Raw genomic sequence first — 17,385 nt, forward strand, 5'->3', positions numbered from 1 at the left:
AACTCTTTCCTTGCTTACCCAAAGGGATACACTAGGAAAATAGGAATCATTATCAAGTTGTCTACCGAATTGTGTTACTATGAAAAGTATGAGGCAATATCATTGCTCTTCTGTTCAGAATCCCTATACTTAGTCCGGGCTTCCTGCAAGATAATTTTCTTACCGCGACACCCGATAGAGTTAGAGGTGCTCTTGAGAAGTACTTGTCAAAGATTAACAGGAGATTTAAAGGATATCATTGTACTCTTTTAAAAGGAATTCTTTTCCGATCTATAGAGAAAAAGAACATTATTTAATTAGGAGGGCTCTCGTGCAAACTCAAACGAATATTAAAGTAGAGGGAATTAATTTTGAATGGAATATGGAGAATGGACAATTTTTATACGAAGGAGAGGATGCAGTTTTATTCTGGATTTCCAGTGCGATGAAAATGTTCTTCGATACGATTGAAGAAGTGTCTGGAGAAGAGTCGGCTACATTAGTACTTGAAACCACGGGGTTCCGTCAGGGACTTTTAGTGGGAGAGTATTTTGAGAACTTGAAGCATGTCGGGGCAGAGGAAGCTGCGAAGTTGATTGGGCATACATATGCTTCTGCAGGATGGGGACAAATAAGTACGGATATTTTGAATACAGATACAAAGACTGCAACCATTCTATTAAAAGACAGCTGGGAACATAAAATTAACGTCGCTCAGGAAAAACGTGAGGGAGGAAAGTTTCTTCCTGCTCACTTTGCCGGCATTTTTACCGGTCTTTTTAAAACGAATATTTGGTACAATGTCATTGAGTATCAGTTAAATGGACATGAATACACTAAAGTTGAATATTTTCCCTCTGATATTACCGTCAATAACAATATCCATGAGCTAGCACGCAAAAGAGAAAACGAGCATATAAGACAACTGGAAGCTTTGGTGGAAGATAAAACGAGGGAACTCCAAGATCTGGTGAAAGCTTTATCCTCACCCATGATTCCAGTTTTAGAAGGTGTCGTCGTCGTGCCGCTTCTGGGGAAATATGACGGAGAACGCGCTGAGGATCTTGTCTTCAAAACTTTAAGCAATCTTCCATCACATAAGGCAAATTATTTAATCCTGGATTTAACGGCTCTGGATGAAGACATAGATACACATACTACCAGCCTGATTGACAAAATAGGAGCAGCTGCGTCATTGATAGGGACAAACACTATTCTGGTGGGTATTTCCGCTGAACTTGGTGTTCATATCGCACGTACAGAAATTGACTTTTCACGGTTCGAATGTTTTAAAACGCTACAACATGGAATTCATTATGCCCTTGCACAGGCAGGCCGCAGAATAATATAGATTTTTATCAAATATGTTAGAAAGGGACAAATCACTAATTCCGTGATTTGTCCCTTTTGAATACCTCCCTATTTTTATTGCGTGTTACCTTTTAATGAACATCTGAGTCCAATAATGACCGTACGATCCACCTTTAACATATCCCACACCGATCTCCGTATATGCCGGAGAGAGGATGTTTTTTCTGTGACCTTCGCTGTTCATCCATGCTTCGACTACTTCGGATGGCGTTCTTTGTCCGGCTGCAATGTTTTCGCCTGCAGCTTGATATGAAATTCCGAAGTCTTTCATCATCTGAAATGGAGATCCGTAAGTAGGGGATGTATGACTGAAATAGTTCCTGTCGATCATATCCTGTGATTTATAACGGGCGACTCTTGATAATTCCCAGTTTTCCTTAAGTGGTGCCAACCCAGCTTTTGCACGTTCTGCATTCACTAATTTAACCACTTCGTATGTATAATTCTGAGCTGTTTGATCTCCCCCGGGAATGGAGATGCTTTGTCCAGGATAAATGAGATCCGGGTTACTCAATTGCGGATTCGCACTAATAAGTTCAGAAACACCTACTTGATGTTTCACAGCAATCTTCCACATTGTGTCTCCATATTTCACAGTGTATGAACCTGCAGCAGAGACTTCCGAATCTTTCCCAAAACCAGTGACTAAAGTGACAGACAACAATAGAATAAATAATAATTTAATAGTTTTCATAATTTTATTTAAATATATTGATGTAAACGTTTAAACAGGTAGTTGTTACCATGACTAGAGAACCGTTTATTTATCAACATCTAGTAATATTTACTAGAATATAGATTGTCATCACAATGGAAAAACCAACCAATCCTTTGGGTATTGGTATACTAGAAGTAAATGTAATTCAAAAAGGGGGAAGTATGTTATGAAAGAAATATCATTTGAAAATTTTATCAAGGATATAGAAAAACACTTCTCAGGATGGGATTTTTCATACATTACAGACTCGGGCCGTTTGAATAAGGGTATGCTGAGCTGGTCATATGGCAGTATTGTCCTACCTTACATTCGTAAGTCAAAGGCGATGCTGGATATGGGAACCGGGGGAGGGGAGCTTCTCTCAAAGTTTCAGCCGCTTCCGACGTTCACCTGTGCAACTGAGGGCTATGCACCTAACTTTCCTGTCGCTAAAAACAGGCTTGATCCTTTGGGAGTCATGGTTAGAAAAGTCAAGAATGACAACCTTCTCCCATTTGAAGACGAAACCTTTGACCTCATAATCAATAAGCATGAGGAATATCTTCCAAGCGAAGTAAAAAGGGTCATGGCTTTAAAGGGATCATTCATCACTCAGCAGGTAGGGGGAAATGACTGTATTGAAATTAATCATGCCTTGGGTGCCCCTGTAAACGGTGAGTTTCTTCACTGGAATCTGGAATATGCACGCAACGAATTGGTTCAGGAAGGATTCGACGTCGTCGAATGGATGGAAGAAGAGCCTTATCAACGCTTTTATGATATCGGAGCGCTTGTTTATTACCTGAAAGCGATCCCTTGGCAAGTACCGGATTTTACAATTGAACGATATAAAGACTCTCTTTTTTCCATTCATGAGATGATCCAATCAAAGGGATTTTTTGAAGTGAAAACGAATCGATTTCTCTTAAAGGCCAACGTAAAGATGAAGTAATGAGGACAGCTGAATATTTACTGGAAAGATGGCTGCAAGAGAGTAAGAAAGATATTGAAGAGAGGAGGAACTTATCCTGTTCTCTCCACCTAAATTAATGCCTTTCATAAACCGAAATAGCTTCGACATTTTCAACCCATTCCCTTGCTTGTGTACCGTCAGGACTAGAAATCCAGACATCACGATGTTGAGCGGTAATAGATCTGCCTCTGTACCATATAAGTTTTTGATACGATGACAGATATTTTGGATTGTAGTCTCCAAAACCAACTGGTGGATCGGTAATGACCCTTCCCTTATCAGATTTCAATCCTATAAGATAAAGAACGGGAAGTGGGTGCTCTTTAAAGTCATTTGACCATTCCTTTTCTTTGACTCTCGAAGAAACGATGGCTTCATCATTTACCCAGGTAAAATCAAGCTCTGCATATGAATCAGGGGTCAATGATGCTGCAACGGGAAATTCTTTCGCTTTGAGTTCTTTATTGGTGAATCCATACACGATTCGTCCGCTTCCTGCGATGTAGGCAAGGATGTCTTTTTTCGGTGCCCACTTTGGTTCCCCGACACCAAAGATGATTTCGTCAAGGGCCACGAATGTTTCACCGTCAGCAGAGATGACACTAAGCATGTTGCTGTCCATCGCAAGGGAAGCAGTGGGTGATACCACAAATGATATCCATTTCTGACTCGGTGAGTAACGGAAATGTGAAGCACCAACCGCCATTACTTTGTTTTCTCCTTTCCCAACTTCCTTAGGAATGATAAACAGCGATTTGATATTTTTTGTTTCGGAAAGGTTATCCAAGGGATAAGATAATTTCTTGACGTAGATGATCGGGTTTGTCCAGCCATCAGGAAGAAAATAAGCTTGTGAAGATAGGATAAATCCGCTGCCGTCCGGAATCCAGGAGTACCCGTCTACACCCCCCGAGATATTATAAAAGCGATGCAGGTCGGAAATGTTCAAAATACCACGATGAAGAAAGGATATTTCGTTTTTATTTGGAGCCCATGCAGGTGCGTAGCCATCATAAAATATTTTCTTTCTTTCGTCTGACGTAAGGTTATACACCCAAAGTTCATTCTGTAAGCCTTGTTCAAACTCTGAAGGGGCTTCTTCTTGATAAAGCACCCAATTTCCATCATGGGACCATTGGGGGGATTCGGTCACTTTTCCGGATGTCGTGATTTGCTTTTCTTCTCCCTCAGCTAAAATCCAAAGATTATGTCCTCTGAGAAATGCCGCCTTCATTTGTGAATCAGCTTTACCTGTATTTTGAGGGAAAGAGATGCAAGCCAAAAGTAATATTAGAATGAATCGAATCAACTTGATCACCGCCTTACCCTTAGCTTGCACAAATATCTTGAATTTAGGAATTGAGTTGCTTTGAGATATAAGTTATAAATACAATCCACTACGACTTTGGAGGTGAGCTGCTTAGACAGCTAATACTGGAGGAAGGACTTTAACCCATTTTAAAAATAAAATAAACTGCAGAAAGGGATATTCATTTCCTTGCTGCGGTTTTCTTTATTTACTGATCTTTAATTTTTTCATGGAATTCATTTAATTTATTCTTCGTTTCTTCAGTCAGGGTCTTTAGATTATCGGCATCAGGTGAATCTTTTTTGGCTTCTTCTATCAATGGATACAGGCTTTTCTCGATGTTCTCATAATCTTCGGGGTAGTTTTCTTCTACCTGTTTCTCGATTTCGTCCCATTTTTCTTCAATCGTCTTTCCTTGATCATTTAATTTCTTTGAGTCGTCAGGAGCATTCGTCAGTGTCATTGCTAACTCTTCTACAGAATTTGTTGTTTCCTCGACTCCAGTTGCGAGATCTTGCTCTGTCTCATTATTTGATGAATCATTTTCCGTTTTTCCATCTCCTGTTGCAGGCTCCGATTCTTCAGCAGGGGTAACTTCTTTCACTTCTTCGGCATTATCGCTTCCGCCGCATCCTCCCAATAACATCCCGCCAATTAGTACACAGCTGAAAAGTTTTATATTTTTCATCTTGGGACCTCCTTTGTTGTTTACTTCCATTTTTCCCAATGAAGAAAAAAACAAACGAGGAATATTGGCTCAAAATGTAAAATAGAGAAAATATAACTATTCCGTAAGTCAATAAGCTATGATAGTCATATCTGGAATAATATGAGAGGAGTGGATATAGATGAATAATAGAATCGAACCATTAAAAGCAGCAAAAATGTTCACTGAGGAAAACTTTCCGGGTAGCTCAATCGTCTTATTAGGGGGAAGTGTTGTAAGAGGGGAAGCCACGTCCACTTCCGATTTGGATATTGTAGTGATTGATGAAAAAGAGAAAACGGCATACCGGGAATCACTAATTGCTTATGAATGGCCGATTGAGGTATTCGTCCACAATGAGGACAGTCTGATTGAATACTTTAAGAGCGATTGTGAGAGAGCCAGACCATCCCTCCCAAGAATGGTCGCTGAAGGAATCATCATTAAAGATAATGGTTTATGCAGCAAGTTGAAGCAAACAGCTGAGGCACTTTTAAAAGAGGGCCCCCCGGAATGGAATTCATCGGCTATACGCATGAAAAGATATTTCCTAACCGATTTGCTTGAGGATTTTTCCGGAAGCACCCAGCACGGAGAAACAATCTTCATTGCGGGGAGCCTTGCTGAATCACTGCATGAATTTGTATTAAGGACCAACAAAAAATGGATAGGTTCTTCCAAATGGATAGTGCGTGCTCTGAAAGAATATGATAGTGACTTTGCAAAGGAATTTGTAAACAGCTTTGAATACTTTTATAAAACAGGAGATAAACAGCTTGTCATATCCCTCGTGGATTCAGTGTTACGTCCTCATGGCGGGCGGCTGTTCGATGGGTTTTCACTAGGGAAGCATTACATCACAAGTGAGAAAAAGTAAATGGGATGTGAGGTGAATAAAGTGACCACTCTATTTGTCCTTTTGGGATGCATATTCAGTGTGCTTGCAGTAGGTTATTTAGAATAGGCAGCAATAGACGCTTATGTGAACTTTATGATGAAAAACGTTTTCACGGATTACATATTAAGAACCCGCTCATTTTTATGGTGAACAGGTTCTTTAGTAATAGATCAATATTTTTGTAATATTAATGAAATATTTGTAATGTAACTGCAGGCATTCAGTGGATTCACTCAAACTGAATGCCCTCAAAATGCATCATAAGGGGTTTAAGGGTGTTTATGCAGGAGAGTATGTAACCCTGGGTTCGACTGCCCATACAGGGAGAGGGACGTCTTCTCGCTTGTGATTTAGCACTGATTGAAATGGAAAACATTTCCCTAATTAACATATTTGTAAGATGGTGGTAACCCAATTTCTTGGCAGAAGAGATAAAATTGAGTTATACCAGGAAGGGGGAAGTGTATGAAAGAAACGATTAATAATGAAGAGGAATTATTTGAAATGCTCGACTCTTTTCTAAGAGAACCCGGCGATTTCTGGACAGATTTTTATCGAGATCGAGAAAAGAAAATTCCGTTTTTCAAAAATGTACCTGATGAAAATTTAGTTTCTTATCTAAGCAAAGGATCATTAACTTCGGGGAAGGCTTTGGAATTAGGCTGCGGTCCTGGAAGAAATGCCATTCATCTCGCCAGAAATGGATGGGAAGTGGATGCTGTGGATATTTCGGAAACGTCTCTTCAATGGGCAAAAGAACGTGCAGAAGGAAGCGGTGTTTCAATTAATTTCATACATAATAATATTTTCAGCTTAGACCTTGATGAAGGCGGGTATGATCTTGTCTACGATTCAGGATGTTTCCACCATATTGCTCCTCACCGCAGATTGAGCTATGTTCAATTGGTTAACAAGGCCTTGAAGCCGGGCGGTCATTTTGCCCTCACTACTTTTATAAAAGGGGGTAAACTGGGAGGATCTATCATTTCTGATTGGGAAGTGTACAGGACAGGATCCCTTCAAGGCGGATTAGGGTACGACAAGACTCGATTAGAAAATATTTTTTCGGACTTTGAATCTCTTGAAATAAGGAATATGAAAGATCAGGATGACTCCGGGGAGATGTTTGGAACATCCGAATTACTTGCAGCATTATTCAGAAAAAAATAGACACAAGAAAAACGTTCAGGACTGAACGTTTTTCTATGAACCTTGTATTTTAAACTGCTAAGCTATTATACGGAAATCATCATGGTCAACCCTGTTAATGCCATCATCAAAAACGAGTCGGGTGACGAGCTTATAAGAGATTGATTCACTGCTTGGAGGATATGAATCCGCTAATCTGCATGAAAAACTGATTTTTTTAAGTTCATTTGCCTTCATCGTCGAGGAACTTAAGATGGTATTGTGATGAAGGACAGATGACCGGTCTTTGTTGTAATCATATTGAAGAAGCTCCGTTTCAATACGCTTTAACTTCTGCTCGATTCGTCCCCCAATAATTTCGTATTCGCCTTGTATCACTTCACCAGGGCGGTAATCTTTTTTGTTTAAAACCAAATCAATTTTAGTAGATCCAATACCGAATCTGCACATCAGTTTACTAAACATAAAAGCAAATCAACCTCTCAATCATCTAGTTACCAATTCTGCTTGGAGAGTTTTGGTTTCATTTTTTAAAAGTTTCCACTCAAATTCAAATCTTATTGTAAGAGAAAGAACGTGTACTGTCCAGCCTCCATTGTCGACAAATTTTGCGGAAAGTGATGAATCGTATTAAACCCCTATTTAATAATTTACTTATCCTTACAACTATTTATAATCACAACCAATAATGGTAAAACAAGGTAGAAAAATGGCTCGATATTAGGTACAATGATGGCAGGGATTTATACAATTAACAGACTAGGGGAGTTTTATTATTGAAGGGGAAAAAACAGAATAAAAAAAAGAAAAATACACTTCCATTCAGAATGAATATCATGTTTTTTGCTGTATTCATGTTATTCACTCTGCTGATTTTGCGACTCGGAATCGTCCAAATCGTACACGGCAATGACTATTTGAAAGAGGTTCAGCGCACGGAGAATGTCAAAGCAAATAACGGCAGTCCTCCAAGGGGCAAAATTTATGACCGTTACCGTAATGTCATTGTTGATAATGTACCGTTGAATGCCATTACCTATACGAGGACACAATCCACAAAGCCAGACGAGATGCTGAAGGTTGCCCGAAAACTGGCTCAGCTGATAAAGATGGATCCTGATAAAATCACTGATCGTGACAGGAAGGATTTCTGGCTGCTCACTCATCCGGATGAAGCAGAAAAACTGGTCTCAAATGATGAGATTAAGAGACTGCAAGATAACAAAGACTTAACTAAGGATGATGTCAATAAAAAGGTCTATCAAATGCAGCTGGACCGCATCACTGAAGAAAACATCCACTCCTTCAACAAAGATGAGCTTGAAGTACTGGCTATATTCAGGGAATTCAATACCGGCTATGCATTATCCCCCCAAATCGTAAAAAATGAGGGTGTCACCACTGAAGAGATGGCAAGGGTTAATGAAAATCTGGCCAAAATGCCTGGAGTGAATGTCACAACCGACTGGAAGAGAAGATATGTCGGGGATGATACACTTCGTTCGATTCTTGGAAAAGTCTCATCTTCCAAAGAGGGCCTTCCAAGTGAACTAGTAAACTCTTATACAGCTAAAGGATACGCTTTGAACGACAGGGTGGGTACGAGCTATGTGGAAGCGCAGTATGAAGATGTTTTAAAGGGGCAGAAAGAAGAGATTGAATACGTCACGAAAAAAGGAAGTGTCTTGGAAGAACAGCTACTGAAAGAGGGTCAGAGCGGGAAAGATGTCGTACTGACCATTGATATGAAATTGCAGAAGGAAGTTGAGAAGATTGTTGAAGAGGAGTTAGGTAAGCAGGCCGCGAAATATTGGGAATCACCGTACTTAGACCGGGCATATGTAATTATGATGAACCCGCACACAGGCGAGATCCTTTCGATGGTAGGTAAGAAATACTCTAAGGATTCCGAGGGTAGAACAGTATTGCAAGATGATGCTTTAGGAACTTTCACTTCAGAATATGCAGTAGGCTCAGCGGTAAAAGGTGCTACTGTACTAACAGGATATATGACTGAGAAAATACGTGTGGGAGAAGTTATCCTAGATGAAGAAATCAAAATCAAGGACACTCCTCCTAAAAGGTCTTGGTTCAACTTATCAAGGGGTCCAATCTATTTAAATGATATTCAAGCTCTTGAAATATCATCAAACGCCTATATGTTTAAAATTGCTTTAAAGATCGCCAATGCACATTATGTTCGAAATCAACCATTAGACTATGATGTTAAAGCATTTGACACTTTAAGAAATCATTTTAATCAATTTGGGTTAGGGGTGAAGACTGGACTTGATCTTCCAGGTGAAGCAGATGGTTTTGAAGGTTCAGAAAAGATACCTGGAAAATTAATGGACTTTGCCATTGGTCAGTACGATTTATATACACCAATGCAATTAGTGCAATATGCCTCAGTTGTAGCTAATAAGGGTTACCGAATACAACCTCATATTATGAAAGAAATTCGTGAACCAAATCATAATAAAGGGACGATAGGGCCCATTGTGTATGAAAGGGAGCCAAAGATTTTAAATAGGATTGATGTATCTAGAGAAGAAATCAATCAAGTAAGAACAGGTTTTTACCGAGTTGCTCACGGTCATAACGGTACGGCAAGAGAATTTATTAATGCCCCGTATGATGCTGCAGCAAAATCAGGAACTGCAGAGGCGTTTTATTTCAATCCTGAAATAGGGAAAAGTGTTGAAACCTATAATACTACACTTATTGGATATGCACCTTATGATAATCCTGAGGTTGCTTTTTCTGTAGTTTTACCTTACTCACACCAAGACAAGGATCCATATGTAAACAAAATTATTGCCAAACGCGTAATGGACAAATATTTCGAACTTAAAATAGAGGCAGAAAAACAAGGATTATTAGATACATCTGTTGAAGGTGAAGTTCGAACTCTGGAAGACGCTGAAAGTGAACCAGAAGAAGAAACTCAAGAAACATCTGACGAATAAAAATATGAAGTTTCGGGCTGCTTTTTTTTATTCCCAAAAGTTTTTGCTGTATAAAAGGGCAAGATTATTTAATGAAATTTTTCTGCCACTAACACGTATATACTATAGAGAATACAATTCAGAAAACTTACTCGTTCAGAGGAGGGGATAACATGCTGTGGTTCATCATTGGAATAGCCATTTTTTTCGGTATAGTAAGCGCGATGTTGAAACGAAGAAGCTCAACCTTCCAGGATCCTGATGCAAATGAGCGACAAATACAAGAAGAAGAAAGAATCAAAGCCAGCAGCTGGTTTGGCGGCGGTCAGTAATATCCGGGGTGCATGAAAATTTATCATGCATCTTTTTTTGTACGCTGAATTCACAAAATTACTGTAAAAATGGAGCACTCTTAAGAATCTGACTTACATATATCCATCTTGAAAATAATGTTAAGTATTAGTAAATATGGGTAGAGTAATGTAACTGATTTATCAGTGTTATTTACGAATTATTACAATTCACTTAAGAAAGGATTGATTACATGAAGCCGCCTATTTTTATAATAATTTTTATGAGTATACTGCTTACCGCGTGCGGGGATGAAATTCCTGATGAACACGAGGAGTTTATAGAAGAGAACGGATGGAATATACAGTCTCAAGATGCAAAGGATACTTTAGTAGTTGATGATATAGAACCAATGAACGCCATGAATATGAGAAAGGCTGGCTTTGATATCAGTCTGTATGAAGGGAAGGAAATTACGGTCACTCACTATGATTTAAAGGAAAAATTCAATGGAGAGCATGATTTACAGGCAGCAATTTATGAACTCAATGGTGAAATCATAGGTGGAGTCGGGGTGGTGGAAGGTGCCACTCCAGGGATTGTTTCTCTTGATCAAGAGAAAGAGCAGTAAAGTGAAGGAGGAGACGCTTTTTGTTTAGGATGCTGCTTTCTTGAAAATATCAGGATACTATACGCTTTTCTAAAAAAAGTGTATAGTTACTGAGAGGATTTTTTCTCAGCCAAATGCCCACATCGGTTTTGGCATTTTTCAATTGCTGCGGTTTTTTCTGTTTGAATCTTCAAACAGTCTATATAGATAAACATCTTTAGGAGAGTGACGTTTTTTTGGACGATATACCACTGTATTCATTGATTTCATTGGGAGTGTTAATTCTGCTTTCTGCCTTTTTCTCATCGGCAGAGACTGCTTATTCAAGTGTGAATAAGATCAGGTTGAAGAACTTTGAAGGTGACGGGGTAAGAGGAAGTAAAAAAGCTGTCTATATAGCCGAAAACTTTGATAACGCCCTTTCAACCATACTAATCGGAAATAACATCGTTAATATTGCGGCAGCAAGCATTTCTGCCAGCATAGCCGCTAAACTGGTCGGAGGTAATACCGGCTTGGTCATCAGTACATTTGTTATGACCATCGTCATCCTGATCTTCGGGGAAATCCTTCCTAAATCATTGGCAAAAGAAAATGCAGAAGGCTGGGCTTTAACGATTTCCGGAATTCTTTATCTTTTGATCAAAATTCTTACACCGATTAATTTCCTGTTCCTTAAGCTGAAGGAACTGGTTTCCAAGCTGTTTTCTAAAGATGATGGGATGCCTTCTGTGACAGAGGAAGAATTAAAGGCAATGCTTGATATCAGCCAAGAAGAAGGCGTAATTGACAAAGAAGAAAGAGAATTAATTCATCGCTCGATGGATTTTGATGATATTATCGCATCTGAAGTTTTAACACCGCGAATTGATGTGATGGCAGTAGAAGTGAATCAATCAATAGAAGAAATTAAAGAAATGTTCTTTGAAGAAAGATTTTCCCGTATACCTGTTTACGAGGATCATATCGATAATATTATCGGAATCCTTTCAGAAAAAGAATTCTTCACTCATTTATTAAAATTCGGTGAAGTCAATATTCGGGAATTGATCCGGGAACCGATGTTTGTTTTCGAATCTGCGAAGATTTCATCATTGCTTTCAAAATTACAAAAAGACAAGGTCCATATGGCGATTGTAGTTGATGAATTCGGCGGAACCACAGGACTTATTACGCTTGAGGATATCCTGGAAGAAATAGTAGGGGAAATCTGGGATGAACAGGATGAAAAGATTCATTCAATGACAAAGGTCAATGAAAACCAGTATAAATTCGATTCGCAATTCCAACTTGATGATTTTACGGAATTATTGAATGTACCCGAACCCGAAAGTTCATATCACACTCTTGGCGGATGGGTAGTGGAAAGCTTTGAGGATATCCCTACTGAAGGTGAAAGCTTTGAATACGAACATTTGAAGATCACCGTGGACGAAGTAGATAACCGGAGGGTCCGGACGATCAAAGTTGATATCTTGGAACATGCTTCAGAAGACGCATTGCAATCATAGAATTGCTGACTAACTTTTATTATTTGCGAGAAAATAAACAGATAAAAAATAACAGGCATTCGACTGCCTGTTATTTTTTTGAATAGAAGAAGTAGGGAGAATATACATATGAATCTACAGGAAACGAAATCGTATCTGCTTCAAGAGCTTGAAGTCGTTACAAAGTGGGAGAAAGACCAGAAGGGACTGTGGTTTTGGGAGAAAATCGGAAGGGTGCCTTTCATGATTCTAGATCGCATCACCCCAAAAATGGTCCATAAAAAAGTGGGGCAGGCTCTCGATGAAATCGGAACCTTCATACAAAAAGGCGGGAGCTATCTTACAAGCGAAAAAGAAGTGTTGAGAAGAATAAAGAATCATACGGGTAATGAAGAAATGGTAATCGAGTCAGTAAAAGAGCTGCCATTGCCCGTAATGGATGACATCAGTGAAGCGATTGTCAACTCCAGGAAGAAATTGGCGATGACACAAGGTGCCACTACCGGCATCGGCGGCTTTCTCACGTTAAGTATCGATATTCCATTTATTTTAGGGATATCTCTTAAAACCCTGCAGGAAATTGCTTTAAGTTATGGGTATGATCCGAATGAGCAGAGTGAAAGGGTCTTCATTATTAAATGTCTTCAATTCGTTTCTTCAGATATCGTCGGCAAACAGGCCATCCTGCAGGAGCTCGCGGATTTTAATCAAGCATCTACTGACAAAAGAGACCAAACGATTTCTCAGCTCCAGGGATGGAGAGAGGTGATGGTCAGTTTCCGTGATAACTTTGGGTGGAAAAAATTATTTCAAATGATACCGATTGCAGAAATCCTTTTCGGCTCATATATCAACAAATCCATGATGCATGACATAGGAGAGGCCGGGCGGATGCTTTATAGAAAACGGCGAATTCTTGAAAAGCTGGGGGAGAAGGAATAACAAAACAAGGGACGGGCCTTTAGCATGCTAAAGGCCCGTCCCTCGACGCGTTAATGTGTTAAATTATTTAATCTTCTGCCTGGTCGTCTTTGTTAAACCAAAGAGGATCATCGTTATCGACTTCGCCGTTGTAATTGATGAGGAGTTCTTCTCCCGCTTTGATGTCCTTATAAGCGTAAAAATCAAACGTATGATTATCAAAGTTAATCTCATAAATCGTATTAGGGGTATATGAATGGTTGAACAGCATACCATAGCCCAATAAAAGGGCCGTGTGATTAATTCCATACTCAAAAACATAGTCTGCCAAAAATGTCTTTTCGATATGTTCGTGTTCTTCATTCGGGTAAGGGATTACAGGAGCTTCATGTACCAGTTCCCCCTTGGAGATATCCCTCTTGGCAAATACACCTCTATTTAAGTCACCGTCACTCAGTGAGGATAGCTTTACTTCAATCATCTTTTCACCTTCTTCATAAAATACTGACCTAGTAAGCTTGTCACTAATCGGTAAAGAAATCAACTGTTTTCATCTGAAAATGTAAAATCACCAATAGATACTGCAGCTTCATTACGTTGCTCGTAAACAGATGACAACAGTTAGACCATTCCGCCCAGCCATTAAAATAACTTTCCAAAAAACTCCCCGATATTTCGAGCACTTCTGACAAACCAGTTTGCTTTCTCTACTGAGGAGTCAGCGTATACATCAACCTTCGTTTCTTTTTCCAGTTCGTCTAAAATGTACTCATCCTTTTTTTTATTTACAAGAACGAGTTCACCGATCTTTTCGCCTTTTTCAATTGGAGCCTGAAGTTCTCCGTTTTTATTTAGTTTTCCCTTATCTACATTGAATCTCACGTTTACATTACTGATCTCATCTTTAGGGATACGAACTTTTAAAGGCTTATCAACAGCCATCTCTACTTCAAACTCTTTCCCGTCTTTTACGGGGAGTGTTTTTTTCTTTACAGCATCATCCAAGCTGAACTGAGCTGTTTGGACTTGTGTGAATCCATAATCCAGAAGCGCCCCTGTTTGAATGAAGCGTTCAGCACTGCTAGGCTGACCGTACTGATCTTTTGCATCAAGAATGACACTGATATACCTTACACCATCACGTTCAGCCGTCCCGGTAAATGTGGACCCTGCAAAGGGGGTCGTCCCTGTTTTAAGTCCATCTGCTCCTTCATAAAAGTGTGCACGGTCTTTCAGCATCGCATTCGTGTTTTTCATTAAATACTCTTCATCTGTGCCTTTTCTAAAGTATTTGTAGTTCGCACCAGATGTTTTCAAGACTTCAGGATAATCTTTTATTAAATAATAGGCCAACGTCGCCATGTCTTCTGCCGACACCATGTTTTCATCATTCACATCTGTTCCTTCCGGATGCATGCCGAGCATATCGTAGTTACTCAAACCACTGGAATTGACGAATTGGAAACGTTCCATTCCAAGATCCTTTGCCTTGGCATTCATCTGCTTAACAAATTCCCCTTCACTTCCCGCAACCACTTCCGATAGAGCGATAGCCGCACCGTTCCCTGACTTGATGACCATCGCCTCGTATAACTCTTTTATTGAATACTTTTCGTCTGCACGGAGCGGCACGTTGCTTAGGCCCGGTGCATTTGCCAATTGATATACTTTATCACTGACGGTGTAAGTATCACTCCATTTGATTTTCCCTTTATCAATTGCTTCAAGTACAAGGTATTCCGTCATCATTTTTGTCATGGAAGCAATGCCGAGCAATTCATCTTCATTATACTTGTCTACTATCTTGCCAGTATCTGCATTCACTAAGATAGCAGCATCAGCATTGATCTTTGCTTTTGACTCTCCGTGGACTACAGATCCAAAGGAGGATAACGCCATGAATGAAATAATCGTTATTGATAATTTCTGATGTAATCTTACTCTTTTCAAACCAGTACCTCCAAATGCATTTTTCACAACTAAACTATTTTAACATAGAAAATCACTATCACAGGAATGAATCTTCAAGTCACACAATTGTAAAAAACTATTGCTAATTAAAAGTAAAATGTTACCATTATTTAGTAGAGATAGCCGTTTGTAGAGAAAGGGGAGGGGACATGACAAAGAAATTACTCCTAATGGCTGGTGAAATCCTATTGATCATGACGGGAATCATTTTTGTAAGTTCCACTTCAGCACTATTAGAGAATCAGTCTCTTTCAATAGTGACTTATATAAGACAAGTAGGGGAAGTGTTCTCAGATCTGCTTTCGCCTTTAGACCTTGTATATATCAATCCCATATCAGATATAGAGAGAAATTTGTTTCCTATTTTGCTGCTGGCTTTTTGGAGCAGTGCGCGCATCTTTTTTATTTCATTAATTTTTGCATTGGCTGCTTCTATTATCCTGTTAATTTTTTATTTTTCTTTTAATAAAGTTTTTAAGAATGCAATAAAGATCATTTCGTTTTTAATTGGCTCCTTACCCGATATCTTTATTATTGTCCTTATTCAATTGTTGATCGTCTGGTTCTTTAAGAAAACCGGAATTCTCCTTATCGACCTTGCTTCAGTCGGGGAGAACCAGGTCATTCTATTGCCTGCCGTTACCTTGAGTGTTCTGCCTGCCTTTTTCTTTTTCAGTAATATGGTCCAATTTCTTAAGGAAGAGGAAGGGAAACCGTATGTGGAGCTGGCGAGAAGCAAGGGACTTCCCGGCTATATCATCTTGTTTATCCATATGATGAGGAATGTCCTCATCAGCCTCACCCATCACGGAAAGCAGATTGCTTGGATGATGATATCGAATCTATTGATTTTGGAATACCTTTTTAATGTATTTGGTGTCACTTCTTTCTTATTTACCTATAATACTCCATCAATCTTTGCAATAACCTCCATTCTTTTGTTTCTTCCTTTGTACATACTGCTGAAAATCTTGCAGCTTATCATATACAGGAAGACAGGAAAGGAGATGGGACTGTGACAATCCGTACATTTTATTGGGCAGGGACCATACTATTTTCAAGTTTGATCCTTCTCTTGATTATGTCGAGCCTGCTTTATAATACCGGAGCTGAAAAAGAAATTCCCCAAACCGTGCTGGATTATGATGAGAATGGAAAAATCAGCGGCAGTGCACCATTCCCCCCATCACTGCAAATCCCTTTTGGAACGGACCGGGACGGGTTTCATATGGGGTATAAACTTCTTGAAGGTGCCGGGGTCACACTGGGGGCAGCCATCCTGATTTCTCTTATAAGTTTTGGTCTTTCGTTTGGGATAGGGGTGTTCGGGGGATTTACCAAACTGAAAATAAAAGCTGTTTCCCATAAATTCTTTACATCGTTTTACTTTATTCCACAATCCATCATCGCTTACAACATCCTGTATCCCGTCATATGGGAACCAGTCGAAGGGTTTACTACAACGCTTCCTGAAAGAATGATCATTGAGATACTGGTGCTGGCTGTTATCGTTACCCCCACTACAGCCATTCTCATATCAAACGAAACGGAACAAATTCTTTCCGAAGAGTTCGTCACTTCAGCAAGAGTCCTGGGCGGTGGTTCTTTTTTTATTTTTTACAAGCATTTGATGCCACACTTAAAAATGCGGCTGTTTGTGATTTATCCTAAGATTGTCATCCAAATATTGCTCGTCATCGCCCATTTGGGATTCTTCACCCTTTATTTCGGAGGTACCGATGTTTGCTATGAACCATTCTGCGATCCCCCTAAACCGATCATTCAGGAATGGTCAGGTTTGATGGGAACAAGCTATAAGGAGCTGGGCCTCTCTTGGTGGATCTTCATGGGACCGATGCTGTGCTTTGCCGTTACGATTCTATTACTCAATGGTATCACCAAGTGTATTGAGGGATTAATGAATACTGAAGTTCATAGAATACGAAAAACCTCAAAAGAAGAGAATCAAGTTGAGTGCGCTGAGAATTCTTTTATTCCTGAGCAATTTGATTTCATTTCTAAGGACGAGCATAGCTAAGAAAGATGAAGCAGACTTGAATGGAAAAAAATTC

At 39.5% G+C, this 17,385-nt stretch carries 17 protein-coding genes; 11 read left to right on the top strand and 6 right to left on the bottom strand.

From position 1 onward, the window contains the following. Nucleotides 1-310: 310 nt before the first annotated feature. A complete protein-coding gene (locus tag HWX64_RS09935) occupies nucleotides 311-1,330 on the top strand; it encodes an STAS domain-containing protein (protein WP_175989293.1) in 1,020 nt (339 codons plus the stop codon). 84 nt (nucleotides 1,331-1,414) lie between these two features. Here the strand turns inward: HWX64_RS09935 and safA are convergent, their stop codons facing one another. Continuing rightward, entirely contained in the window at nucleotides 1,415-2,044 is a 630-nt protein-coding gene (safA, locus tag HWX64_RS09940; protein ID WP_175989294.1) for a SafA/ExsA family spore coat assembly protein, read from the bottom strand. A 190-nt stretch (nucleotides 2,045-2,234) separates the two neighbouring features. On the opposite strand from safA, the gene HWX64_RS09945 reads away from it, so the two are divergent. Next, nucleotides 2,235-2,999, top strand: coding sequence for an SAM-dependent methyltransferase (locus HWX64_RS09945; RefSeq protein ID WP_175989295.1), 765 nt, complete (start codon nucleotides 2,235-2,237; stop codon nucleotides 2,997-2,999). Between the two features lie 94 nt (nucleotides 3,000-3,093). On the opposite strand, the gene HWX64_RS09950 is transcribed toward HWX64_RS09945, so the two are convergent. Together HWX64_RS09950 and HWX64_RS09955 are read right to left on the bottom strand one after the other, a co-directional pair. Further along, nucleotides 3,094-4,329 (bottom strand): hypothetical protein, encoded by a 1,236-nt coding sequence (locus HWX64_RS09950; RefSeq protein ID WP_175989296.1) that lies wholly within the window; start codon nucleotides 4,327-4,329, stop codon nucleotides 3,094-3,096. Nucleotides 4,330-4,537: 208 nt separating this feature from the next. Then, complete coding sequence (locus tag HWX64_RS09955; protein ID WP_175989297.1) at nucleotides 4,538-5,017, bottom strand: hypothetical protein; 480 nt, start codon at nucleotides 5,015-5,017, stop codon at nucleotides 4,538-4,540. A 160-nt stretch (nucleotides 5,018-5,177) separates the two neighbouring features. Here HWX64_RS09955 and HWX64_RS09960 point away from each other — a divergent pair, with 160 nt between their 5' ends. Both HWX64_RS09960 and HWX64_RS09965 read left to right on the top strand, forming a co-directional pair. Next, nucleotides 5,178-5,912 (top strand): nucleotidyltransferase domain-containing protein, encoded by a 735-nt coding sequence (locus tag HWX64_RS09960; RefSeq protein WP_175989298.1) that lies wholly within the window; start codon nucleotides 5,178-5,180, stop codon nucleotides 5,910-5,912. Between the two features lie 486 nt (nucleotides 5,913-6,398). After that, complete coding sequence (locus tag HWX64_RS09965) at nucleotides 6,399-7,103, top strand: bifunctional 2-polyprenyl-6-hydroxyphenol methylase/3-demethylubiquinol 3-O-methyltransferase UbiG (RefSeq protein ID WP_175989299.1); 705 nt, start codon at nucleotides 6,399-6,401, stop codon at nucleotides 7,101-7,103. A gap of 57 nt (nucleotides 7,104-7,160) precedes the next feature. Here the strand turns inward: HWX64_RS09965 and HWX64_RS09970 are convergent, their stop codons facing one another. Next, on the bottom strand, nucleotides 7,161-7,547 hold the full coding sequence (locus HWX64_RS09970) for a sporulation protein (protein ID WP_175989300.1): 387 nt from the start codon (nucleotides 7,545-7,547) through the stop codon (nucleotides 7,161-7,163). A 452-nt stretch (nucleotides 7,548-7,999) separates the two neighbouring features. On the opposite strand from HWX64_RS09970, the gene HWX64_RS09975 reads away from it, so the two are divergent. The 5 genes from HWX64_RS09975 (at nucleotide 8,000) to HWX64_RS09995 (ending at nucleotide 13,363) form a co-directional block, all read left to right on the top strand. Continuing rightward, on the top strand, nucleotides 8,000-10,051 hold the full coding sequence (locus HWX64_RS09975) for a penicillin-binding protein 2 (protein ID WP_254871085.1): 2,052 nt from the start codon (nucleotides 8,000-8,002) through the stop codon (nucleotides 10,049-10,051). 152 nt (nucleotides 10,052-10,203) lie between these two features. Next, on the top strand, nucleotides 10,204-10,362 hold the full coding sequence (locus HWX64_RS09980; protein ID WP_175989301.1) for a hypothetical protein: 159 nt from the start codon (nucleotides 10,204-10,206) through the stop codon (nucleotides 10,360-10,362). Between the two features lie 242 nt (nucleotides 10,363-10,604). Then, a complete protein-coding gene (locus tag HWX64_RS09985; protein ID WP_175989302.1) occupies nucleotides 10,605-10,952 on the top strand; it encodes a DUF4830 domain-containing protein in 348 nt (115 codons plus the stop codon). Between the two features lie 215 nt (nucleotides 10,953-11,167). Continuing rightward, nucleotides 11,168-12,442 carry a hemolysin family protein gene (locus HWX64_RS09990; protein WP_175989303.1) on the top strand — a complete coding sequence of 425 codons (1,275 nt, stop codon included), beginning with the start codon at nucleotides 11,168-11,170 and terminating at the stop codon, nucleotides 12,440-12,442. 108 nt (nucleotides 12,443-12,550) lie between these two features. After that, nucleotides 12,551-13,363 carry an EcsC family protein gene (locus HWX64_RS09995; protein ID WP_175989304.1) on the top strand — a complete coding sequence of 271 codons (813 nt, stop codon included), beginning with the start codon at nucleotides 12,551-12,553 and terminating at the stop codon, nucleotides 13,361-13,363. 67 nt (nucleotides 13,364-13,430) lie between these two features. Here the strand turns inward: HWX64_RS09995 and HWX64_RS10000 are convergent, their stop codons facing one another. Then, a complete protein-coding gene (locus HWX64_RS10000) occupies nucleotides 13,431-13,823 on the bottom strand; it encodes an SET domain-containing protein (RefSeq protein ID WP_175989305.1) in 393 nt (130 codons plus the stop codon). A gap of 161 nt (nucleotides 13,824-13,984) precedes the next feature. Next, nucleotides 13,985-15,292 (bottom strand): D-alanyl-D-alanine carboxypeptidase family protein, encoded by a 1,308-nt coding sequence (locus tag HWX64_RS10005; RefSeq protein WP_175989306.1) that lies wholly within the window; start codon nucleotides 15,290-15,292, stop codon nucleotides 13,985-13,987. A 170-nt stretch (nucleotides 15,293-15,462) separates the two neighbouring features. Here HWX64_RS10005 and HWX64_RS10010 point away from each other — a divergent pair, with 170 nt between their 5' ends. Together HWX64_RS10010 and HWX64_RS10015 are read left to right on the top strand one after the other, a co-directional pair. Then, entirely contained in the window at nucleotides 15,463-16,332 is an 870-nt protein-coding gene (locus HWX64_RS10010) for a hypothetical protein (protein ID WP_175989307.1), read from the top strand. Continuing rightward, nucleotides 16,329-17,351, top strand: a complete 1,023-nt coding sequence (locus HWX64_RS10015; protein ID WP_175989308.1) for a hypothetical protein — start codon at nucleotides 16,329-16,331, stop codon at nucleotides 17,349-17,351. Before HWX64_RS10010 ends, HWX64_RS10015 begins: the two co-directional genes overlap by 4 nt. Nucleotides 17,352-17,385: the final 34 nt, after the last annotated feature.

The sequence above is a fragment of the Bacillus sp. Marseille-Q1617 genome, from assembly GCF_903645295.1.
GTDB lineage: Bacteria > Bacillota > Bacilli > Bacillales > Bacillaceae_B > Rossellomorea.

What these genes read in the sequence shown, in the direction of transcription:
- HWX64_RS09960 (WP_175989298.1), top strand. Translation starts at nt 5,178, where the DNA reads ATGAATAATAGAATCGAACCATTAAAAGCAGCAAAAATGTTCACTGAG.
- HWX64_RS10010 (WP_175989307.1), top strand. Translation starts at nt 15,463, where the DNA reads ATGACAAAGAAATTACTCCTAATGGCTGGTGAAATCCTATTGATCATG.
- HWX64_RS09995 (WP_175989304.1), top strand. Translation starts at nt 12,551, where the DNA reads ATGAATCTACAGGAAACGAAATCGTATCTGCTTCAAGAGCTTGAAGTC.
- HWX64_RS09970 (WP_175989300.1), bottom strand. Translation starts at nt 7,547, where the DNA reads ATGTTTAGTAAACTGATGTGCAGATTCGGTATTGGATCTACTAAAATT.
- HWX64_RS09945 (WP_175989295.1), top strand. Translation starts at nt 2,235, where the DNA reads ATGAAAGAAATATCATTTGAAAATTTTATCAAGGATATAGAAAAACAC.
- safA (WP_175989294.1), bottom strand. Translation starts at nt 2,044, where the DNA reads ATGAAAACTATTAAATTATTATTTATTCTATTGTTGTCTGTCACTTTA.
- HWX64_RS09965 (WP_175989299.1), top strand. Translation starts at nt 6,399, where the DNA reads ATGAAAGAAACGATTAATAATGAAGAGGAATTATTTGAAATGCTCGAC.
- HWX64_RS09985 (WP_175989302.1), top strand. Translation starts at nt 10,605, where the DNA reads ATGAGTATACTGCTTACCGCGTGCGGGGATGAAATTCCTGATGAACAC.
- HWX64_RS09955 (WP_175989297.1), bottom strand. Translation starts at nt 5,017, where the DNA reads ATGAAAAATATAAAACTTTTCAGCTGTGTACTAATTGGCGGGATGTTA.
- HWX64_RS10000 (WP_175989305.1), bottom strand. Translation starts at nt 13,823, where the DNA reads ATGATTGAAGTAAAGCTATCCTCACTGAGTGACGGTGACTTAAATAGA.
- HWX64_RS09980 (WP_175989301.1), top strand. Translation starts at nt 10,204, where the DNA reads ATGCTGTGGTTCATCATTGGAATAGCCATTTTTTTCGGTATAGTAAGC.